Source organism: Leptospira inadai serovar Lyme str. 10 (assembly GCF_000243675.2).
Classification (GTDB): Bacteria; Spirochaetota; Leptospiria; order Leptospirales; family Leptospiraceae; genus Leptospira_B; species Leptospira_B inadai.
The window spans coordinates 470,254-490,450 of sequence record NZ_AHMM02000017.1 but is presented as its reverse complement, the minus strand read 5'-3'; the positions used below and the strand labels follow the sequence as shown (position 1 = coordinate 490,450).

Sequence of the window (20,197 nt, the reverse complement as noted above, 5' to 3'; positions counted from 1 at the left end):
CTAATCTCTTATTTAATGGCTTCCGCCACTTTTTTAGCTGCGGTGCGCAGATCTTCTTCCGCGATGATGTTCAGGCCGGATTCGTTCAGAATCCGCTTTCCTTCTTCCGCGTTGGTTCCCTTTAGGCGCACAACTAGGGGAACATTGATATTCACCGCTTTGGCCGCTTCTATAATACCTGTCGCGACTCGATCGCAACGTACGATCCCGCCGAAGATATTCACGAAAATTCCTTTTACGTTCGGGTCGCCTAAAATTAATTTAAATCCGTTTGTTACCGTGGTTACGTTCGCCCCACCGCCTACGTCCAAGAAGTTTGCAGGCTCGGCTCCCGCTAATTTTACGATGTCCATGGTGGCCATCGCGAGACCGGCTCCGTTAACCATACAGCCGATATTTCCGTCCAGTTTTACGTAATTGATATTGTACTCGCTGGCCTTGACTTCCAGAGGATCTTCTTCGGAAATGTCGCGGAATGCGGCATTGTCCGGGTGACGATAAAGAGCGTTCTCGTCCAGATCCATTTTACAATCTCCGGCGACGATTTCATTTTCCTTGGTTAAGATCAGGGGATTGATTTCCAAGAGTGACGCGTCTTCTTTGATGTACGCTTGGTAAATGGAAGAAAGTAAAGCTTTGAAGGATTTATGGGATTCTACCGGCAATTCCAGGTCGAAGGCGAGTTGAGAAGCCTGGCTCGGTTGCAATCCGATTCCCGGATCGACGGCGATTTTCAGGATTTTTTCGGGATGCGTTTCTGCAACTTCTTCGATTTCCATACCGCCTTCAGTAGAGGCCATGATAATCGTTTTACGAATCGAGCGGTCCAAGAGGATACTAAGGTAGTATTCTTTTGCGATGTTAATTCCTTGTTCCAGATAGACTTTTAGGACCTTCTTTCCTTCCTGTCCGGTTTGGGGAGTGATCAGCTGCATGCCCAGAATTTTATCTACGGCGGTAAGAGCGTCATCTTTCGTTTTCGTTACTTTGACTCCTCCGCCTTTTCCACGCCCACCGGCGTGGATCTGAGCCTTTACGACTACGACAGGAGTTCCCGTTTTCCCGGATACTTCGTCGTATGCTTTTGCTCCGTCGGTTTTTTGATCTATAACTACGCCGAAGGGAACCTTCGCGTTATGGCGTCTCAGGATTTCTTTCGCCTGGTACTCATGAATTTTCATTAATTGGCCTTTTTATTGGGGTTAAGAAGGATACGAATCGCTTTTTCTAAGGATTTTCCGCCGGAATTTCCTGTCCATTCCTTTCGTAGAGAATTTGGGGGCAGAGGTCAGAAGACAGAGGTCAGAGGACAGAGGACAGAGGACAGAGGACAGAGGACAGAGGACAGAGGACAGAGGACAGAGGACAGAGGACAGAGGACAGAGGACAGAGGACAGAGGACAGAGGATTATTCCTATTTCCCTGACAACAATTTTTTTAAAAACGAATTATGTTGGAGCTCCTGTGCAGTAGATCTTTTCCTCTGCCGCTGCTGCCTTTACAATGTCGAGCAGCTTCTGTCTAGCGCGAGCGAAGCGAACGCGTCTGTCCTCAGTCTTCCGTCCTCTGTTCGGGTGGGCCTTTTCCGTGAAAATGGATCTCCGGAAAGACACTACCCGTAACGGATTCAATTCCCGGAGAAGGCAGCATGATTTTTTCCTAGAATAGGGTGAGAATGAACTGATCGAGGGAAAACAATCCTCCACCAGTAACTCCGAGTGCCAATGCGATTCCGATCGCTAATAGGTGGAATTCAAATCCCTCTCCTTTTTGAGCGCCATGCCAATTGATAAAAAAGCCGTTGCTTTTGTGAATGAGGGCGGCGCCGACCATGATTATTCCGATACTGATGGCCGAAAAGCGAGTAAGAATGCCCAATAAAACGGCGATCGATCCGAGCGACTCACCGAGTATTACGAGGGTGGCAATGATTGTAGGGAGACCTGCCTGTTGGGTTAGATATCCGAAGGTTCCCTTAAAGCCGTAACCGCCAAACCAGCCGAAAAGTTTTTGAGCGCCGTGAGGGAAGATCACGACAGCGAGTGTGATCCTAAGAATCAGAGGGACCAGGTCCTCATTGGTGGAAAGTAAAGTTTCTAACATCGTTCTGCTCCTTATGCATCGTTCGAACCAACGAAGCAATTAGTTTATGCATTAATACTTTAAATATGAAGTATTTGGATCAAGCCATTTTTTGTTCTAAGGTCTAATTTTCATTGAAATTAAAAGTGGAATCGTTATGGAAATGGTAGGGTCCTTTCTGTATAAAATAACGGAATTGGTTCTTTTAAAACAGAAATTATTCTGGTATTGCTTTTCCGATAAAAGCGTACGGATTGCCTTCCGTAAATTTGTCTTTCCAGGTCGAACGGAGCTTAGGTTTACCCGGATTTGGCTTCCTAGACTCGAACTAAATTTCAAATTTAATTCTAAATATGCCGGAGTTAAGCCTATCTAATTTTTAACAACAATCACTCCTTTTTTATATACGGAGATATTTCCACTGTCTCTACAAAACCGATATTCTCTTTCGCTTCCCGATTCCACCTCACACGGCGATATCTAAACAATCCGCATTTCAGTCTATCGCGTGCACGTATTTTAGTCCGCACTTTCAAATTTCTCTAAAATCGTTGGCCAGTCCAAACTTGCGGATAAATGATTCATGCAGAAATTCTAATGCATTCTGCCTTCTTTGAATAGGGGCGTCTCGGTAGACGCTTACTCTTTAACCTGATCGATCCAAGATTCTCCGTGTCGATTGAAGGAGGAATCTTGGACCGCTTGAGATCCTGGGAATTTCCGTTTATGAAATTCTCCGTAGCGCCTTCATAGATTCTTTAGAATTTCCCGGACCAATTCTCCCGTATCTTGAAACTCTTGCTTTTTTAAGACTTTTTCGACTTCCTTAAGTGCGGACTTATCGTCGAATCCTAGCTGAACCAGAGCTTGCACCGCCGTTTCCTTAAATCTATCTTCCGGGGAAGATAATTCTTCTCGTCGAATGTCCGAAGGGATCGGATCGGCCGGAGTTCCTTCCAGAAATAGCTCCAGCTTTTTCATATTTTGTTTCACTTCGAAGAAAATCTTTTCCGAAGTTTTGGCGCGGACTTTCGGGATCTTTTCCAGATCCTTTGCCTGACCGGAAGAAGCGATTCGGTACAATTCCCAAGGACTAAAAAAGGAAAGCACTTTTAAAGCGGTCATTTCCCCGATCCCGTGCAATCCTTTCATTACCTTAAAGAATTCCTTATCGCGTTCATGCAAAAAACCGAATAAACGCTGCCCTCGCTCGGTTATCGAATGATGGATATGGAGTCGGATTTCTTTTTTACCGCCGATCGACGTATCCTTTAGTTCCAAATAGGTTTTAAACGAAATGGTGATCTCATAGGTGACGCCCTGCACATCCAACTGGACCGTGCTTACCTCTAATTTTCGAATAAAACCTTGGAGCCCGGATATCATCTATCGATTCATCCCTTTAAAAGGTCGTTCCGGCGGATCCGATCATCTCCATAAAGTCGAAATTCTGAGAGGCTCTTTCTTTACTTCTTCCGGTGGTTAGGATGCTGGGCAAATCTATGTATCCGCCTCTCGCGCCGAATTCGATGAAGAAGGATTTAAACAGGTCGAGTCTAGCTCCTACATAGGCGGTGAGTCCGTACCCGGACAAATGGAAGTGATTATTTTTTCCTTCCCCGAATAATCGGACGTCACTTCGGCAAATAACCGGTCCGCCACCCGCGGAGCCCACTAAACTGAACGCGTGCTCCCCGTCTTTCGAAACCCAAAACGAATTCGTAAAACCGGGCTCGATAAAGAAGAAGTTTAAACCGTCGGTATGTTCGAACTTTAAAAAGTCAGGCGTGATATTCACGGTTTGTCCCCCGCCGTGATATCCCGCAAATTGGTTAAGATTGTTCGGAAACATATATAGATAAACTGCGGATTCGGGAGAAGTCGCGAATCTCGCTTTTTCTATAGCCAGGGGATCGATATAACCCGAGATCGTTCCGGCTTGTCCGGTAGTCATTACGTATTTCATATGGTCTTCTCCGAAGGAGATGAAAAAATGATCCGTAATATAGTACGCGAACTTGAAATTGAACTGAGGAGTTTCCCATAAAGTCGGATTTACATAAGCGGAATCTAAGCTTTGCGGTTTGTCCCGAGCATCCACACCTTTTAAAGTAAAATGGTATCCCGGACCTCTGAAGTTGATATCGCTTTGCGAAAAAGCGGTCCTATTATAACCCCATTGAAACGTCCAAGTGCCCTTTCTCTCATCGACTCGCCTAACGTTCGCTTTGGGTTTGGAGGAATCCTGTTCCTGCTTCGCCTCTGTTGCCGCAAACGGGACTTCCGTCTTGTCCGGCTCTTTTGACTCTAGGTTCGATGTTAGAGTGATTGCCGGAATGAGTATCAACGCTAGATAATAAACGAACTTACCGTTTATAGTTGTTTCGGGGAAAAATTTATTTTTCATTTTTCTGGTACCTTTGGCTTTGTTCCGAAAATACCAGAATTCACAAAATGAAATACGGCGCCAGGTTTTTTCCCTATGCTTTATTCTAAATCGATGCCGCTACCGATCGTCCAAGGGACCACTCTGACCCCGTTTTTATTTCCCCAAGATATACCGGTGTACAATGGATTTAATCCTTTTATGTCCGGAATTTCGGGAAAATTAAGTTTTCCTTTTAAATCCAATACCGGTTCTTGCGGAAGATCGTCTCCGAGGGGAAAGGTTCCCCAATGAATCGGAGCGAACGATTTGGCGTCCAAGTCTATGGAAGCCGCAAGAGCCTCGTCCGGGCCGATATGAGCATGTTTCATAAACCATCTGGGTTTATATGCCCCGATCGGAAGGAATGCCAAATCGATAGGCTTTCCTAAAAGCTTTGCAATTTCCTTAAAATGAACGGAATACCCGGTGTCCCCGGCAAAGTAGATCAGTTTTCCGGCAGCCTCAATGGCATAACTTCCCCAAAAATACTGGTTGGTATCGTTGACTCCCATACGACTCCAATGGTACGCCGGAAGAAACACTATCTTTACGAAATCATGATGCGTTACTTGACCGATTTCCTGGACTTGCGCGAGACCCAGCTTCTCATCTTCCGAGAAGGCTTTCATTCCGGACGGTAGCAGGATTTTTAAATTAGGATTTTTAGAACGTAAAAACCGGAGACTGTCCCGATCTAAATGGTCCCTATGAGCGTGACTGACGATCGCGAAATCCACGGCAGGAAGAGATTCTTTCGGTATCGGTAACGGGACCCAACGGTCCACCAAAATCGGAGTCGGAGATTCAAAGATAGGATCGGTCAGGATATTGATCGTTTTTCCTTTTTGGGTAACGGAAATCCAGATCGTGGAATGACCTAACCACACTGCTCGGATCCTTCCCTCCGCCGCGATCAAGTCTCCAGCAGATCTTTCTAATACCAAAGGTAATTCGTTGCTCAATCCTTTGACTGTGGGAGGATCGTGGGGACCGAACAGTTTCCATTTTAATACGGAAAAGAAGGATTTGCCGACGAGTTCTTCGTCGGGAGCCAAGTTTCTATACCGGCCATCTTTATAACTAGGGGAAGAAACGCGGTCCGGATCTAGCGGAAAACACCCGGTGATGATAAGAAAAAGAGAAAAAATCGCGGCTTGTCTAGCGTTTATCATATCGTTAACTTGGACCGATCGTGTATAAAACGGGAGGCAATTTTTTCCTGCCGAAACGATTGCCGCCCAAACTGGAGAATTAGAATAGGAAATCAAGATGTCTTTTTCTTCGACGATTCCCACAAGAGATCTTCCTACCAACCTCAATATCAGGCTGGCTTGGCTGTTCGTATTCTTTTTTGGAAGTTTTCAGTACGCAGTACCGATTTTACTACTGCTATTCCCCGGTTCGTTTTGGATCGGATTGCCGGTTGCGATATCGACCGGACCGGTGTCTTACGCGCTCTGGAATTTAATCCATGAAAGCATCCACGGAAATTTTTCCAATAATCGTTCTCAAAACCAATTTTGGGGAAGATGTCTCGCGATTCTATTCGGGACTCAATTTGCCGTATTGAAAGCAGGCCATTTGATGCACCATAAATACAATCGGGAAGCGGGAGATCGGATCGAATTCTTTGATCCGATCTCTTCCTATCCTCGTTGGTTGCAAAGTTTACGGTATTATTTTAGGATCACTCTCGCCACGTATTGTTTTGAGGTAGCGGTCGGTTTATTTTTAGCATTGCCGACCATTTTAACGAAACCGATTTCTGCCAGGCTCTCGAAACTTCCGATCGAAGAAGCTTTCTTCAAGTGGGTATACAAGCCGGAAATTCTGACCGAAATCAGAAAAGACCTGTTTTTCACGGCGATGGTCTACGCTCCCTCCGTCTGGCTTTTCGGAACGCAGTGCTGGATTTTAGGTATTGCAGTATTGCTTAGGGCATTCTTTGTCTCTTTTTTCGATAACGCCTATCATTATGGGAAGGAAATCGACGATAAGAACTCGGCGTATAATTTATATTTGCCGTTTCGATTGAGCGGATATTTTCTTCATTTCAATTATCATCGAATCCATCACAGGTTCCCGGGAGTACCATGGAATCGATTGCCCGTACAAATGGAAGCGAGCGGCGATATTTGGGATCGAGGATTTTGGGGACAGGCTTGGAGTCAATGGGGCGGTTTGTTGGACGAGCCGAGAAAAGATTAGGATAACATGGAAGCATTTCATAAAATTAATATTATCTCTCTGCTGGATACGATCATTAGCTTGAGTGCCGCGTTTGTTCTCGGCGGACTGATCGGGTTGGAAAGACAGTATCGGCAAAGAACGGCGGGCCTGCGGACGAACGTACTCGTGTCGGTAGGATCCGCAATTTTTGTCGATGCGGCAAATCGACTCCATGGGCATGACGGAGCCGTGCATGTAATGGCCTATGTCGTTTCAGGAATCGGTTTTCTTGGGGCAGGGGTGATCATGCGTGGGGACGGAAATGTCCGCGGTTTGAATACGGCCGCAACCCTTTGGACTTCCGCCGCTGTCGGGGCCTGCGCAGGAGCCGATCTACTTTTAGAGGCTTTTTTAGGTTCCGCCTTCGTTCTTGCCACCAATACGTTATTGAGGCCGATCGTGAATCGTATTAATCGTCAACCTTTGGACACTCGATTCGTAGAAGCGACGATGACCATGAACGTAATTGCAGTCAGGGAAAAACATAAGGAAGCGCTGCAATTATTGGAACAATTTTTGGAGCAGGCCAACTACCCGGTTCGGGATCTTATTATTAGTCCATTCGGGCACGATTTAGTTCATATCCGAGCCGTTTTAGTTTCTACTTCCGTTGAAGGAGTGGAGCTGGATAGCCTTGTAGAAGAGCTTACAAAGCAAGAAAGCATCAAACAGGCATTTTGGACCAGTACGACCGAGTGAATCGAGCTAGCAGAGGACAGAAGACAGTAGCTGCACGAAGTTCGAAAGACAGCAGGGGTAGAGGAAGATCTACTATAACACAAGAATCTTTATCTATAGCATGGAAACTCCGTTTATCAATGTTCTGTCTTCAGTCCTCTGTCATCTGTCCTCAGGGAGACAGACGCGTTCGCTTTCAGAAGACAGAGGTCAGAGGACAGAAGACAGTAACTGCTCGAAGTTCGAAAGGCAGCGGGGTTAGACGAAAAATCCACTGATAACACAGGAATCTTTCCATAGAACATGGAAAGCCTGCTCATCAATGTTCTGTCCTCTGCAGAAGACAGAGGTCAGAGGACAGAAGACAGTAACTGCTCGAAGTTCGAAAGACAGCAGGGGTAGAGGAAAAATCCACTGATAACGGAGGAATCTTCCTGTAGAATGTGGAAACCCGGCTCATCAATGTCTAAAACCTAATACCTCTTCCTGTCCTCAGTCTAAATCTAACACCTGTCATAAATCTATATTGACGTAATAAATATGTATGATATATTGATACTATACATATGTCAGAAATTGACTTTGAATGGGATCCGACAAAAAGCTCAGCTAATAAAAGAAAACATGGAATATCATTCGAAGAAGCTAAGACTGTTTTTTTCGATGAAAACGCAAGGGTGATTAATGATCCGGAACATTCAGAAGATGAAGAAAGGTTCGTTATTTTGGGATTTAGCTATAAACTGAATCTATTAATGGTCTCTCATTGTTACCGATCATCAAAAGATATCATACGAATTATTTCTGCACGAAAAGCTACAAAATCGGAATCTAAACAATACGAGGCATTTTTATGAAAAAGGAATATGACTTTTCAAAATCCAAAAAAAATCCTTATTTAAAAAAATTGAAAAAACCAATTACCATCAGGGTTGATATCGATACAATAGGATATTTCAAAGGATTAGCAGATCAAACAGGTATTCCGTATCAGAATCTAATTAATTTATACTTAGCTGAATGCGCTTCTAAACATAAAAAAATTGATCTTTCCTGGAAATAAATCCCAAAATCAAGTCGGATATGGAGCTCCCACGCAGAGGACAGAGGACAGACGCGTTCAGAAGACAGAGGTCAGAGGACAGTAACTGCTCGAAGTTCGAAAGGCAGCGGGGTTAGACGAAAAATCCACTGATAACGGAGGAATCTTCCTGTAGAACATGGAAACCCTGCTCATCAATGTTCTGTCCTCTGTCTTCCGTCCTCTGCAGATAGTAGCTGCTAGACGTTGAGGATAATGTCCTAAAGAATGAACTCGGTTTTATCTTGCGGTTTTTTGTCATTACGCATAACGGCCAAGGCGATCCGACATTCGCGAGCCTGAAGCGCCGCGACAATTTTTAGTTATACGCTGGTCCCGCTAATAATCAGGATGCTTCAAAAGATCAGAGCAAGCTTCTTTCAATGAGGCTAAGCGATTCTTAACAATATCCCAAATAATATCATCATCAATTGAGAAATAACCATGTGCTAAAATATCCCGTATACCGGCTATTTTCTTCCATTCGATTTCAGGATGTAAACTACGAATACTATCAGGGAGTTTTTTGACTGCTTCACCGATAATTTCTATATCACGTTCAACAGCTCGTTTCTTTTCTATATTATTAAGGAAGATAGATTTCGAATTGATTCCGGCGGTAAATTTCTCAATTTCATTAATGCTATCAACAATATCTTGCAAGTAGGCGCCAAAATCACGCTGCATATACAACTTCTTGTAATATTCGCTCTTTAAAATATGGTTTTATACTCGATACCGTAACTAAATCAACTTTACAGCTAAATAAATTTTCTAAATAAAACTTTAAATCCATATACGAATCTAAATTAAGTTCACCATCGCGAAAGCTTACAAGGACATCTAAATCACTATTATGAGTATTCTCGTTTCTTGCAACGGATCCAAAAATGCCGATCGAATCTATCCCATACGACTGGATAGTCAGTATGTTCTTACGAATACTCTCAATTACCTGGTCTCGATTCATACTTATTCATAAATTTGATAGCTTGAAGACAATTTGTCCAGTTAATTTTGGCTCAAGAATTATTCCAGGCAGAACTTGCGCTTTCAGAGGACAGAGGACAGAGGACTGAAGACAGACGCGTTCGCTTTCAGAGGACAGAGGACTGAAGACAGACGTGTTCGCTTTCAGAGGACAGAGGACTGAAGACAGACGCGTTCGCTTTCAGAGGACAGAGGACTGAAGACAGACGCGTTCGCTTTCAGAAGACAGAGGTCAGAGGACAGAAGACAGTAACTGCTCGAAGTTCGAAAGGCAGCGGGGGTAGAGGAAGATCTACTATAACACAGGAATCTTTCCATAGAACATGGAAACCCCGCTCATCAATGTTCAGTCCTCTGAAAGAGAAAAATCCTTGTAACACAGGAATCTTTCTCCAGAACATGGAAACTCGGCTCATCAATGTTCAGTCCTCTGTTTTATGTCTAAGCTCAAACTAGTACAACTTCCGGTCCCTCCTCCGACCGCCTTTGCTGCGACGGGGAACGTTCCTTTGGCGGCGGGTTGCTTGGCTGTGTCCGCGAGAGTTAACGGCTTGGAAAAAAAAGGTTTGAGCGTGGAGGTCCTAGACCCTTTGATCACCGACCAGGAAGGCGACAGCCGATTAGCGGATCGCATCGCAAAAGACGAACCTGAATTCGTAGGTTTTTCCCTCTATCTTTGGAATTCCGAAAGGAGTCTACATCTCGCTCGGGAAGTGAAGGCTCGGTCACCTAATACGAAAATCCTGATCGGCGGTCCGGAAGTGAATTCGGATAATCCGTTTATACTGGCCGAAACAGGCTACGATATCGCAATGTCCGGCGAAGCGGAGCATACTTTTTCCTATCTATTGGAAGCTCTCTTAAAAAAAGAAGACCCAAGGTCCCTGCCGAATATCGCCTTACGAAAGGAAGACGGAAGAATGGGAGAATTTTCTCCGGAAGAGAACGCCTCGTTTCCTCTTACTAGTTATCCTTCTCCCTATTTGGAAGGATTCGTTCCGGTGGATCCCGCCAGGTCGACCTACTTGGAGACGGTACGAGGATGCAGGTCGCAGTGTACTTACTGTTTCTATCCTAAAAGCAGCAACGTGCTAAGAACTTTAGATATTCCTGAAACTGTAAAGCTATTAAAGAATCTAAAGGATAGAGGCGCTAAAGAACTCGTTTTTCTGGATCCGACATTCAATCATCGGCCCGGATTCGAGGAATTCCTGGATGCGATTATAGACGTCAATTTCGACAGGCAGATGAGTATGTTCGGAGAATTAAGATCGGAAGGGATCACCGAGAAAATTGCCGATAAACTCGCTCTGGCCGGCTTCGACAGAATCGAATTGGGCATGCAATCCATTAATAAGGAAACCTTAAAGCGTGTGAAGCGCTATGGAACTCCCGAGAAGGTCGCAGAGGCGGCTAAAATGTTGGCTGATAGAGGGATCGAACTTCTTCTGGACCTTATCATTGGTCTTCCCGGAGATTCTCCGGAGGACGTATTGAACGGAATCGAATTTTTTTACGAACACGGGCTTGGAGAATGGGTGCAGGTTTTTCCCTTATCCGTCTTACCCGGAACTGTTATGCGAAGGGATGCCCAAAGGGAAGGGCTGATTTATCTACCGAAACCTCCGTATCGGGTCATTCGAACTCCGAATTTTTCCGCCGAGGATCTGAGCTCGACCCTATTTATGTCCGAGGATCGCTTGGATCGTCGTTTGGACGAGACCCCGAGACCGTTTCTGGCGAATTATGATCCGAACTTCGATGACGTATTCTGCTTTTCACCCGAGAAAAAGAGCGATGAAGGGATTTCGGATTTAGCGAGACCCGGCGCGAGACATGTCTCTATTTGGTGGAAATCGAGAAATTTAGAAGCAACTAAAACGGAGTTTTTATCCAAATTGAAACAAAGGCTGCAAATCGACCCGTTTACGGTAACCGATCTGATCCTTTATCCCGGGCAGCCATTTTCCATAAAACTAATCAATGAAATTATAATGGAATTTTCCAGCATTCCCGCATCTTATTTGTCTCGATCTTTGGCTCATAGAGGCGAGAATATGCTTCACCGTATCGTGCTAGTATTGTCCAAGGAATCCGATTTCCCGAAGCAATGGATAGAAGAAGCTCGGGAATATATACCTGTTTTTCAAGAGATGAGCTGGGAAGAAGCGGTTCGGAAGGCGGAGGAACTTGGGGGAGAATTTCCGGCTGCGAGGATAGTCGAAGAGGGTTTTCATGTTCAAGCCTGGGACGCTCTCGTAAAGGCGGCGGATCCCGAAACCGTTTCGTTTTCGAATCGTGAGTTCGAAAGAAAATGGTGTTGGGAAGTCCTCGGATACTCGGAGAAATAGGGTCACTCCTTTTGTTTTTGCTTTAAGACATGCAGATTCTTTAGGAGATTCGTTAAAGGCACATTCGCCGGACAGCCTGTTTTGGTTTTTGTGCGATTATACGAATCCGAGCTGGTGATTCTGATTCGCCGCATTTTATGACCGGAATAATATAGTATTTCCCCTTTTTCATCCTCGCCGAACGTCAAAGTATCTCCTAGATTTCTACCGTGCCCCAGAATTATCACCGAGTTCCTGTCCATGGGTTTGACCGGGAATATTTCCTCGGTGTTTCCCCATGGCAATTTTAGGAATAAATGCATTAGAATGAATCCGGACTCGCTGTCGTATTCGAATTGCACTTTTTCTAATATATCGCCTTGGTCCATACATTCGGGCTTATACAGATTCAATCGATCTTCCCATTCGGTCGGGAGAGCGTACGGCTCTACTTTCTCCGCAATTCCCAAGACTCCTCCTCTCGGGATTCGAATCGTAGAGAATGCCAAAGCAGGTTGCCCTGAAAATTCGTGAAACGAAATTCTGAACTGTTCGAGGCTATCGTTTGCCGATTCGAAGAGGCCGAACAGTCTCGGTAGTTTCGGAACGAAATCTCCGTCCTGGAGGGGATGCAGTGAAATGTTGAAAGAGAACAGGTTTAAATTCGGATTTTTATTTCCGATTTCAAGTTTGTGCAACCCGTGCGGGGATGCATAGTATCCTTCCCATTTTTTCCAGGATAGAAGTTCGTCTTTATTCGGAGTTTTCCGCAATTTGGTTTTTTCCGGTAAAGATATCGTTTTTCCCGACTTCGCTTCGGATGCAAGAGATAACAAGTCGATCGCGAGATCCTCTAATCCCGTGGATCCGGACGTTAAAGTATTGGAAACTATAAAGATCCCGGTTTCCCTTTCCGGATCCAATAGAAAGTAGGAGGAAAAAGGAGGTAAATCTCCTCCATGCCCGGCAAAAACTAGATTGTTTTTATCGTCCATCAATCTCCATAGAGGCAATCCTATCTCGAAGTCTAAATCCCTTTCTATCCTTTTGTTTTGCTTAGCGTAGAATTCGTTAAAGCTTCTGTTAGTCAGGAGCTTGTTCCCGTATTTATTTTTCGTAAATAACGCCTTAATAAACGAACCCATATCGCTAGGTGTCGTGGAAAGAGATCCCGCCGCGAGATCGCGAATTTTCGGAACTTTCATTTCCGATTTCCAAAATCCACCGGCATACCCGCTGGCCTTTTCGTTCTCGGGAAGGTCGTCGTAAAAACTGGTGTTCTTCATGCCGGCTGGCCCGAATATGTATGTCTTCATATAATCTTCGAAACGATAACCGCTTGCACGTTCTACGATAATACCTAATATAGAAAATCCTAAATTACTATAAGCGAATGCGGTATCCGGTTTTCGCGTTAAGTGAATTCCCTGCAATAGGGGCGGGAGTTCGTTGTAGGGATATTTCTCGTATGAATGATCGGATAACTTCCAATCCTCGAAAATATCCGAAGGTAAACCGGAGTGATGCGTTAAAAGTTGCCGAATCGTAAACGGTTTTGCGTCGGGAAATCTGGAGGATAGCCCTTTGAGTTCGGGAATATACTTTTCCGCGGGATCATCCAACACTATTTTTCCGTTCTCCGCTAATTGCAAAACCGCGATCCCTGTAAATATTTTGGAGAGGGAACCCACTTTAAAAATCGTATTTTCGGAGACTTCGTTTTCGGAGGATGCCTTTCCTAATCCTGCACTGATTAGGGTCCTTTCGCCGTCGACGATAGTAATCCCTAATCCTACGATTCCCTCCGATTTCATTCGTTCTCGCAATTTGTAGAGTGCGGTATCCCGAACGAATGCGGAATTTCCCCGGATTCCCTCCTTAGGTCGTACGGGAGCCGCACTCGCGCAGGAAAAAAATTCGCAAGCGATCAGGGTTGAAACTGCGATTAACGATATTCGAACATCCATCGGATTTCTGACTCATAAGTCGTGTGGAGATTTTGCAAACATATACGACGGTTCTTAGTATTGATCAATCATTCTTTATCGCTTCGCTTATGCAAGCCTGTTGAGAGAAATCATTAAAATCATTTCATTCGAAATCTTCTGTCGATCGGGAGTTCGTCGGCTTCATCATTTGACTTATGCAATTTCAGAAATACCTTTGCCGGATAAGTTTCGGAACGGAAAAAATTCGGAAAAAAGATACCGGTTCGCGGACTCCTCGCTTGAATACCGGGACGGTTTAAGTATAAAGCGTCATGTTTTCGAATTCCGCCTCGCAAAAATGTCCTGAATAAAGGATTGATTGAGATCCGAAATTCGGAATTTTATTCGGGCGTTCCCGCATTTTTAAATTCCGTAAAGGCTTGATTTATATTCGTTTGAAAGATATCGTACGGTTGTGGGTTCGGAAAAAAGTCTCGTTCTTAAGGAATTTCGTACCTTACCAGGAGTGGGTAAGGTTATAGCGGAGGATCTATGGAATCTAGGTCTACGAAGTAAGCAGGAATTATCGAAGAAGAATCCGGAGTTTCTCTTCGAAGAGCTTTGTAAACTTCAGGGAACCCGAGTGGATCGATGTATGCTGTACGTATTTCGTTGCGCCGTTTATGTTTCCTCTACCGAATTACCCGAACCCGAGAAAATGAAATGGTGGAGTTGGAAGGATTAAAACGAAAGAAGGGAGATCGATCTAAAATAAGTATTCCGACGCCCCCTGCTTTTTCGGAGGGAAGTCAATTCGTATTGATTACCGCGATTTCTGGACTAGTTCTTGCTTTACGATCGGATGAGTGCGAATCAAATCCAAGGCTTTAGCGATCAATATCTTGCCCTCAGCGGTATGATTCCAAACGTTCAACCCCGATGGGTGAGGCAATGGAATCCAATCCAACTCTACTCCGTGAAATTTTCTGCGAAATTTCTTTCCGATCACGTCGTCCAATTTGTATTTTTTATCATCCGACATTTGATCGATCGCTAATTTGCCTATCGGAATGATTAACTCCGGCCGATTAAAACGAACTTCGAACTCCAAATATCTCGAGCAATTTTCGATTTCGGAGGCGTCCGGTTTACGGTCTCCGCTTTTTGCTTTTCCGGGAAAACATCTGCAGACCGCCGACATAGTTACTTTAGAGCGATAGAGTTCCTCTTCCACTCCGATCGAGGCAAACCATTTAAATAAGGTTTTTCCGGCAGTGTATGCAAACGGCCTTCCGAATCTTTCTTCGTGAATTCCCGGCGCCTGTCCAAGACTAAGAATTTTCGATCGAGGGACGCATCCTTGAACGGGATTACCCTCCATTTTCGGGCAAAGTCTGCAATGGAGAAGCGTGTCTATGTGTTTCTGAAATTCTTTAGGTGCGATCATCCGTTATGGATTATGGAGAGAGTAGTTTCCAGGCTTCGGTAGAAGTGGAACCGACGCGAATCAGGTTTTTCAGTTTTGTAAGTTCTAGAATTTTATTCACTTGGGAAGAAGGAGCAAAAACCGCGATGCCTCCTTTTCCCGATTTCACGAGTCTGGAATGAGTCGCCATAAACACGCCCAAACCGGACGAGTCTATGTATTTCACATTCTCCATGTTTACCAATAAGTATAAAAATCCCCGGTCGAGCAGATGAAAGAATTTTTCCTTCATAATCTGAGCCGAATATAGGTTTATTTCCCCGGTGATCTTTATGACAATAGCCTCGTTGGCAAGTCCAGGCGGATTATTACTCGGATCCAAAAATACCCCCAATTCGGGGGCATCATGATCGAATTCCTGACTATCTAAATTAAGTGGAGTTTCCGCCATAGTTTCCAAATGCTTCCGGGCTCTAACTAGCCCTTACGGGAGTAGAATCCGTAGTCTATCGAACAGTCTGCGTTTTGTCCTGGGATTTTTCGACCGTTTTTTCTTTCCGATCAACGATCTTCACGCACTCCGTCCGAAATTCGGAAATGATAGATTTCCGCCGAGTGGCCGAATTTTAGATGATAGGCAGGGTTTAATCGGGAAAAAAGAGAATCGGATCTTCCGATAAGGTCTAAAACGAGCACACATCCCCCGAATCCGCCTCCGATCATTCTTGCGCCGATCACTTTTTGCGATTTAAGCCAATCCACGATAAAGTCGGTTTCGGGAGAGCTGACTTGAAACAATCGGGAAAGAGAATCGTTGCAGGCAAACAGTTCGGACCCTATTTCCGAAATGCTTCCTGAAATTAAATTTCGAATAACGTTATTCGTTCTTTCCTTCTCGCCGATCACGTGGAGGGCCCTTTTCTTCTCCGAAAGAGTCAATCCCGCGGCTTCCAACCATTTTTCTTCCGCATTATAAAGGTTGGATAATTCCGGATGCAATCGTCCGATTTTTTCCGTCGCCGATTCGACTTCCGCCCTACGTTCGTTATATCCGCTTTCCTTTAAGCTATGTTTTTTTTTGGAATCGATCAAATAGAATTCATAATTCCGTAATTCTAACGGATGGAATTCATACTCTAGAGTTTGCGTGTTGAGCGAAATACAGCTTTCTTTTTCCGCGACCGTGATGATCAGCTGGTCCATAATTCCGCAATTTACACCCACAAACTTATTTTCCGCCGCTTGACTTAGCAAAGCGATTTCTTTGAGAGGAAGACCCCACCCGAAAAGCTCGGAGAGCGCATAGCAGGTGACGACTTCTACGGCTGCGGAAGAGGATAATCCGGCGCCTTGCGGAATATTTCCTCCGAAAGAAAGATCGAAACCCGGCACTGATAGCCCTCTTTTTTTAGCTTCGGAGACGACTCCTACTATGTAGTTTGCCCAAGTGAGTTCCTCGTCGTATTCTAATTCTTTGACGATTTTGGAAGCTTGAAAATCGAGAGAATACAAGCGATATACATCGGTGCCGTTTTTTCTGACCGCAGCATGGACGCGGAAATCTATGGCCGCCGGCAGTACGATTCCGCCGGCATAGTCGACATGCTCTCCGATAATATTGATTCTCGCCGGCGCCGAAAAGAAACGAAATTCACTCTCGATCGAAATTGGAGTAAAAGAATTTAGGACGGAGGTTAACGCTTCGAACGAATAATTGGACATACCGGGGAATCGGAAGAATAAAATCCGCTTCGCTTCTTAAAATGCAAGCCGCTTTTGTCCGTCGAGAGAAGAACTCGTAATAGTAGATGATTATCTTTTCCTTGCTATTCGATGCCGGGTCGTTATTCTGCGTGAGTCGGGAGGATCTATGACCTTTGCACTCGAATTAAAAGATCGGTTTGCCTCCGAATTTCTAGAGGCAAACGAAAGAGAAGCGCTGTTGAGAGAGTCAGGCGTCGCTCTAGAAAATTTAATCTCCGGAAAGGGAAAAGGGCGAGAATTTTTAGGTTGGGTTCATCTGCCTCGGACGATTCGATCCGAATCGATCCAGAGAATTTCTTCCGAAGCCGAACGAATTCGAAGACAATCGGATACGATCGTTCTAGTGGGAATAGGCGGATCGTATCTGGGAGCAAGAGCCGTTATCGACGCATCCAAACCGTATTTTTCGAAATCGAAACTAGGTTCTCCCGAAATCGTTTATGCCGGCCATCATCTAGATAGCCGGTATCACGCCGAACTCTTAAAGTATCTCGAAACGAGGGAGTTTTCGATCAACGTGATTTCTAAATCCGGAACCACTACGGAACCCGCTCTTGCTTTCCGACTCCTATGGGACTTGACTAAAAAAAAATACGGGGACAGGGCAAAACAACGAATTATCGCTACGACGGATTCTTCAAAAGGCGCCTTACGAAAAATGTCGGAGGCTCTGGGGTTTACTACCTTTGTCATTCCCGACGACGTGGGAGGAAGATATTCGGTTTTGACTCCGGTAGGATTATTCCCGATTGCGGCAGCGGGAATAGACATAGGTGCTTTCGTAAACGGATTTCAGGAAGCTTCGAATCGATTACTTACAAGTACCAATCCGGAAGAAAATCTTTCCTGCAGATATGCAGCACTCAGAAATTGTCTCTATCGATCCGGGAGAACCATCGAGGTTCTGTCCAGTTTTACTCCTTCCCTAAGAACGTTCACCGAGTGGTGGAAGCAATTATACGGAGAGAGCGAAGGAAAGGACGGGAAAGGAATTTTTCCCGCCGGAGTAAATCTTACGACCGATTTGCATTCGATGGGTCAATATCTGCAGGAAGGAGAGCGTCGACTCTTCGAAACTTTCTTACATCCACTAACCGTTAAAGAAGATATAACCATACCCGCGGACAAGGATGACTTGGACGGTCTTAATTTTCTCGCGGCGAAGCCGATGTCCGAAGTCAATCGCCAAGCGATACTCGGAACCTTAACTGCACATTCGGAGGGAAACGTTCCTTGTATCGAGTTATGTTTTCCCGACACAAACCCGGAAAATCTAGGAAGTTTAATGTATTTCTTCGAATTGGCCTGCGGCATTTCCGGAACTTTGTTGAATGTCAATCCTTTCGATCAACCCGGTGTAGAAGCTTACAAACGAAATATGTTTGCTCTTTTGGGCAAATCAGGTTTCGAAAACCTTCGGGAAATCTTAAAGAGCAAAGGCATTTAAAGATTATCGTTAATTGAAATATAACGATTCTCATGGAAATTGACGCGACGGTGACCGAATATTTGTCCAGCCCCACGGTCTTTCAAATGAGATTTTGTTTCAAAAACGATATATTCCGAGTCGGAATGTATCGCTCGAACGGTTTCCTAATATGTCTTTCGAAAACTTTTTTCCAGAATGCTTGACAAGCCATCGTTTGTGATTCGCATTGAGGGAATGGGGAAAAGGTTGAACGGCCTACGAATGGTGTCCGCCTCTTTGGCACTTTCCACTTTATTTTTTTTTCTCCATTTATCGCACTTCAGTTCTTATCCCGGGAAAAAATATCCCGTTCCTGATCAAAGCATAACGGGTGTCGAGACCGAATACCAAGATGATCGTAATTTCGTGGAGAGTTCCGAAAACTCGGAACTTTCCTTTGATCCGCTTTCACTGGAAAAGATACATAATCCGGCATTTCTCGATTCGAAGGCTTCCCGACGGGATAGGTTTCAATTTCACTTCTGTAAGCTCCTATCTCAATATTTGCTGAATATTCCACCTCCTCAATTCGTTTAATATAGTTAACTTTCATCACAATGATGAGAGTTAAAATCGAGTATTAGAACTATGGGTGAGTTCCGTTTAGATTTCGCCCGATCGAACGAATGGAAAGAAATACAAGGCGATTTAAAAATGATTCCAATGTTGCGATTTCCGGAAATCCGATTTCAGCTTCCGGAAGTTCGACTTCCATGTACATATCAAAACTAACGTAGCACCGTATTGTAACCGATCTCGGTAGGGGGATTTTCCCCTTGCCGAGGTCGGGGTTTTTTACGGTTTTTTCTCCGAAAAAGTGGAGACAGGGTAGAGAGACTCCCGATACTTTTTAAGGGAAAGTTTCGACTTTCTCGAAAGCGGATGAACCTCGAATTTGCCAAATGGAATCGCCTGATTCAGGCAATGGAGGCCCGTAAACGAATCGTTTTACACGGGGTAGTTCTTTCCTCTTTTTATAAATCCAATCTTGAAAACTACCTTCGCTTTTGCCTAGAATTCTACAAAAAGACCGACCTTTTATCGCCGTTACTCAGCCTTCTTTCAACGCTTCTTGAGAGAGCCTACCGGGAAAATTGTCTCGATTCGTATTTTAAGAGTAAGGGTTGGGATGCTGCAAGCGACGGTCTTGCGGAAAAAGAGGAAGAATTTCGAAGTACCTGGGATTTTTCCGATCCTATTTCGATCCGTCCCGTGCTAAAAGAGCAAGGATTCCATCTAAAAACGACGATTTCGCATAATCAAACAGGGCTTGCAGTGGAGATTTCGAACAACGCGGTCATTCCGTTAGAGTCGGAAGAAGACTTAACGGAATACTTATCTAGAGCGAAGTCCTATCGAAATATATCCGAGTATTACGAAGATTATCCCTTCGACGAGGAGGGTAAGGAAATAGGCCTCGCTTTTTCGCTAGTCCAGTTCAAGGAAATCGGCATCAAACCCAATCTGCTTCGTTACGATACGCCCGAGGGAATGCATGTATTTAGAGTCGAGCTTCCTTTCGGAGAGAAATACGAATCCTTAATAGAACGTATCGAAAAGGACGAAGAGGTATTGCCGTTTCCGGAATACTTCATTAAAGAGGATGAAATTCTCGAGCCTTGGAAGTTATCGACTTGTAAACATTGCGGGCGAACGGTCGACGATCGGATTTTCTTCCCGGTCGTTCCGGTCGATGTCCCGTTACGTATCGTTCCGGACCTGCCTATGGATGTAGGCATTTGCGCTTGGTGCTTATCGAGTTATATTTAATCGCAAATATTTTGCACGAATAC

20 protein-coding genes are annotated in these 20,197 nt (G+C 44.7%); 9 read left to right on the top strand and 11 right to left on the bottom strand.

Annotated elements, in window-relative coordinates:
- Nucleotides 1–8: 8 nt before the first annotated feature.
- From sucC to LEP1GSC047_RS11605, 5 genes are all read right to left on the bottom strand, one after another.
- Nucleotides 9–1,181, bottom strand: coding sequence for an ADP-forming succinate--CoA ligase subunit beta (gene sucC / locus LEP1GSC047_RS11635; RefSeq protein WP_010413619.1), 1,173 nt, complete (start codon nucleotides 1,179–1,181; stop codon nucleotides 9–11).
- A 478-nt stretch (nucleotides 1,182–1,659) separates the two neighbouring features.
- A complete protein-coding gene (locus LEP1GSC047_RS11625) occupies nucleotides 1,660–2,103 on the bottom strand; it encodes a DoxX family protein (RefSeq protein ID WP_010413623.1) in 444 nt (147 codons plus the stop codon).
- A gap of 726 nt (nucleotides 2,104–2,829) precedes the next feature.
- Nucleotides 2,830–3,468: a Holliday junction branch migration protein RuvA gene (gene ruvA / locus LEP1GSC047_RS11615; RefSeq protein WP_010413627.1), complete on the bottom strand. Its 639-nt coding sequence runs from the start codon at nucleotides 3,466–3,468 to the stop codon at nucleotides 2,830–2,832.
- A gap of 16 nt (nucleotides 3,469–3,484) precedes the next feature.
- Nucleotides 3,485–4,489, bottom strand: a complete 1,005-nt coding sequence (locus tag LEP1GSC047_RS11610; RefSeq protein WP_010413629.1) for a hypothetical protein — start codon at nucleotides 4,487–4,489, stop codon at nucleotides 3,485–3,487.
- Nucleotides 4,490–4,569: 80 nt separating this feature from the next.
- Nucleotides 4,570–5,805 (bottom strand): MBL fold metallo-hydrolase, encoded by a 1,236-nt coding sequence (locus tag LEP1GSC047_RS11605; protein ID WP_010413631.1) that lies wholly within the window; start codon nucleotides 5,803–5,805, stop codon nucleotides 4,570–4,572.
- On the opposite strand from LEP1GSC047_RS11605, the gene LEP1GSC047_RS11600 reads away from it, so the two are divergent.
- From LEP1GSC047_RS11600 to LEP1GSC047_RS11585, 4 genes are all read left to right on the top strand, one after another.
- Nucleotides 5,780–6,718, top strand: coding sequence for a fatty acid desaturase family protein (locus LEP1GSC047_RS11600; RefSeq protein ID WP_010413633.1), 939 nt, complete (start codon nucleotides 5,780–5,782; stop codon nucleotides 6,716–6,718). The genes LEP1GSC047_RS11605 and LEP1GSC047_RS11600 overlap by 26 nt on opposite strands.
- Before the next feature lie 6 nt (nucleotides 6,719–6,724).
- Nucleotides 6,725–7,438, top strand: a complete 714-nt coding sequence (locus tag LEP1GSC047_RS11595; RefSeq protein WP_010413636.1) for an MgtC/SapB family protein — start codon at nucleotides 6,725–6,727, stop codon at nucleotides 7,436–7,438.
- 545 nt (nucleotides 7,439–7,983) lie between these two features.
- Nucleotides 7,984–8,274, top strand: coding sequence for a BrnT family toxin (locus LEP1GSC047_RS11590; RefSeq protein ID WP_010413638.1), 291 nt, complete (start codon nucleotides 7,984–7,986; stop codon nucleotides 8,272–8,274).
- Entirely contained in the window at nucleotides 8,271–8,480 is a 210-nt protein-coding gene (locus tag LEP1GSC047_RS11585) for a CopG family antitoxin (protein WP_010413639.1), read from the top strand. The genes LEP1GSC047_RS11590 and LEP1GSC047_RS11585 overlap by 4 nt, the downstream gene beginning before the upstream one ends.
- Before the next feature lie 357 nt (nucleotides 8,481–8,837).
- Here the strand turns inward: LEP1GSC047_RS11585 and LEP1GSC047_RS11580 are convergent, their stop codons facing one another.
- Entirely contained in the window at nucleotides 8,838–9,185 is a 348-nt protein-coding gene (locus LEP1GSC047_RS11580; RefSeq protein ID WP_010413641.1) for a HepT-like ribonuclease domain-containing protein, read from the bottom strand.
- Nucleotides 9,175–9,468 (bottom strand): nucleotidyltransferase family protein, encoded by a 294-nt coding sequence (locus tag LEP1GSC047_RS11575; RefSeq protein ID WP_010413643.1) that lies wholly within the window; start codon nucleotides 9,466–9,468, stop codon nucleotides 9,175–9,177. The genes LEP1GSC047_RS11580 and LEP1GSC047_RS11575 overlap by 11 nt, the downstream gene beginning before the upstream one ends.
- Nucleotides 9,469–9,925: 457 nt before the next feature.
- On the opposite strand from LEP1GSC047_RS11575, the gene LEP1GSC047_RS11570 reads away from it, so the two are divergent.
- Entirely contained in the window at nucleotides 9,926–11,839 is a 1,914-nt protein-coding gene (locus tag LEP1GSC047_RS11570) for a B12-binding domain-containing radical SAM protein (RefSeq protein ID WP_010413646.1), read from the top strand.
- A 2-nt stretch (nucleotides 11,840–11,841) separates the two neighbouring features.
- Here the strand turns inward: LEP1GSC047_RS11570 and LEP1GSC047_RS11565 are convergent, their stop codons facing one another.
- A complete protein-coding gene (locus LEP1GSC047_RS11565; RefSeq protein WP_010413648.1) occupies nucleotides 11,842–13,785 on the bottom strand; it encodes a serine hydrolase domain-containing protein in 1,944 nt (647 codons plus the stop codon).
- Between the two features lie 436 nt (nucleotides 13,786–14,221).
- Between LEP1GSC047_RS11565 and LEP1GSC047_RS11555 the strand changes: the two genes are divergently transcribed.
- Nucleotides 14,222–14,491, top strand: a complete 270-nt coding sequence (locus tag LEP1GSC047_RS11555) for a helix-hairpin-helix domain-containing protein (RefSeq protein ID WP_010413651.1) — start codon at nucleotides 14,222–14,224, stop codon at nucleotides 14,489–14,491.
- A gap of 78 nt (nucleotides 14,492–14,569) precedes the next feature.
- Here LEP1GSC047_RS11555 and LEP1GSC047_RS11550 read toward each other — a convergent pair whose 3' ends face one another.
- The 3 genes from LEP1GSC047_RS11550 to galK form a co-directional block, all read right to left on the bottom strand.
- Nucleotides 14,570–15,193, bottom strand: a complete 624-nt coding sequence (locus LEP1GSC047_RS11550) for a uracil-DNA glycosylase family protein (protein ID WP_010413653.1) — start codon at nucleotides 15,191–15,193, stop codon at nucleotides 14,570–14,572.
- Nucleotides 15,194–15,203: 10 nt separating this feature from the next.
- On the bottom strand, nucleotides 15,204–15,623 hold the full coding sequence (locus LEP1GSC047_RS11545; RefSeq protein WP_010413655.1) for an STAS domain-containing protein: 420 nt from the start codon (nucleotides 15,621–15,623) through the stop codon (nucleotides 15,204–15,206).
- Nucleotides 15,624–15,733: 110 nt separating this feature from the next.
- Complete coding sequence (gene galK, locus LEP1GSC047_RS11540; protein ID WP_020988781.1) at nucleotides 15,734–16,894, bottom strand: galactokinase; 1,161 nt, start codon at nucleotides 16,892–16,894, stop codon at nucleotides 15,734–15,736.
- Nucleotides 16,895–17,042: 148 nt separating this feature from the next.
- Here galK and LEP1GSC047_RS11535 point away from each other — a divergent pair, with 148 nt between their 5' ends.
- The 3 genes from LEP1GSC047_RS11535 to LEP1GSC047_RS11525 all read left to right on the top strand — a co-directional run bounded on the left by LEP1GSC047_RS11535 (nucleotide 17,043) and on the right by LEP1GSC047_RS11525 (nucleotide 20,174).
- Nucleotides 17,043–18,383, top strand: a complete 1,341-nt coding sequence (locus LEP1GSC047_RS11535) for a glucose-6-phosphate isomerase (protein ID WP_020988628.1) — start codon at nucleotides 17,043–17,045, stop codon at nucleotides 18,381–18,383.
- 177 nt (nucleotides 18,384–18,560) lie between these two features.
- Nucleotides 18,561–18,941, top strand: a complete 381-nt coding sequence (locus LEP1GSC047_RS11530; RefSeq protein ID WP_238325566.1) for a hypothetical protein — start codon at nucleotides 18,561–18,563, stop codon at nucleotides 18,939–18,941.
- A 345-nt stretch (nucleotides 18,942–19,286) separates the two neighbouring features.
- Complete coding sequence (locus tag LEP1GSC047_RS11525) at nucleotides 19,287–20,174, top strand: hypothetical protein (protein ID WP_010413657.1); 888 nt, start codon at nucleotides 19,287–19,289, stop codon at nucleotides 20,172–20,174.
- The last annotated feature ends 23 nt before the right edge of the window (nucleotides 20,175–20,197 follow it).

What these genes read in the sequence shown, in the direction of transcription:
- sucC (WP_010413619.1), bottom strand. Translation starts at nt 1,181, where the DNA reads ATGAAAATTCATGAGTACCAGGCGAAAGAAATCCTGAGACGCCATAAC.
- LEP1GSC047_RS11625 (WP_010413623.1), bottom strand. Translation starts at nt 2,103, where the DNA reads ATGTTAGAAACTTTACTTTCCACCAATGAGGACCTGGTCCCTCTGATT.
- ruvA (WP_010413627.1), bottom strand. Translation starts at nt 3,468, where the DNA reads ATGATATCCGGGCTCCAAGGTTTTATTCGAAAATTAGAGGTAAGCACG.
- LEP1GSC047_RS11610 (WP_010413629.1), bottom strand. Translation starts at nt 4,489, where the DNA reads ATGAAAAATAAATTTTTCCCCGAAACAACTATAAACGGTAAGTTCGTT.
- LEP1GSC047_RS11600 (WP_010413633.1), top strand. Translation starts at nt 5,780, where the DNA reads ATGTCTTTTTCTTCGACGATTCCCACAAGAGATCTTCCTACCAACCTC.
- LEP1GSC047_RS11595 (WP_010413636.1), top strand. Translation starts at nt 6,725, where the DNA reads ATGGAAGCATTTCATAAAATTAATATTATCTCTCTGCTGGATACGATC.
- LEP1GSC047_RS11590 (WP_010413638.1), top strand. Translation starts at nt 7,984, where the DNA reads ATGTCAGAAATTGACTTTGAATGGGATCCGACAAAAAGCTCAGCTAAT.
- LEP1GSC047_RS11585 (WP_010413639.1), top strand. Translation starts at nt 8,271, where the DNA reads ATGAAAAAGGAATATGACTTTTCAAAATCCAAAAAAAATCCTTATTTA.
- LEP1GSC047_RS11580 (WP_010413641.1), bottom strand. Translation starts at nt 9,185, where the DNA reads ATGCAGCGTGATTTTGGCGCCTACTTGCAAGATATTGTTGATAGCATT.
- LEP1GSC047_RS11575 (WP_010413643.1), bottom strand. Translation starts at nt 9,468, where the DNA reads ATGAATCGAGACCAGGTAATTGAGAGTATTCGTAAGAACATACTGACT.
- LEP1GSC047_RS11570 (WP_010413646.1), top strand. Translation starts at nt 9,926, where the DNA reads ATGTCTAAGCTCAAACTAGTACAACTTCCGGTCCCTCCTCCGACCGCC.
- LEP1GSC047_RS11565 (WP_010413648.1), bottom strand. Translation starts at nt 13,785, where the DNA reads ATGGATGTTCGAATATCGTTAATCGCAGTTTCAACCCTGATCGCTTGC.
- LEP1GSC047_RS11550 (WP_010413653.1), bottom strand. Translation starts at nt 15,193, where the DNA reads ATGATCGCACCTAAAGAATTTCAGAAACACATAGACACGCTTCTCCAT.
- LEP1GSC047_RS11545 (WP_010413655.1), bottom strand. Translation starts at nt 15,623, where the DNA reads ATGGCGGAAACTCCACTTAATTTAGATAGTCAGGAATTCGATCATGAT.
- galK (WP_020988781.1), bottom strand. Translation starts at nt 16,894, where the DNA reads ATGTCCAATTATTCGTTCGAAGCGTTAACCTCCGTCCTAAATTCTTTT.
- LEP1GSC047_RS11535 (WP_020988628.1), top strand. Translation starts at nt 17,043, where the DNA reads ATGACCTTTGCACTCGAATTAAAAGATCGGTTTGCCTCCGAATTTCTA.
- LEP1GSC047_RS11530 (WP_238325566.1), top strand. Translation starts at nt 18,561, where the DNA reads ATGCTTGACAAGCCATCGTTTGTGATTCGCATTGAGGGAATGGGGAAA.
- LEP1GSC047_RS11525 (WP_010413657.1), top strand. Translation starts at nt 19,287, where the DNA reads ATGAACCTCGAATTTGCCAAATGGAATCGCCTGATTCAGGCAATGGAG.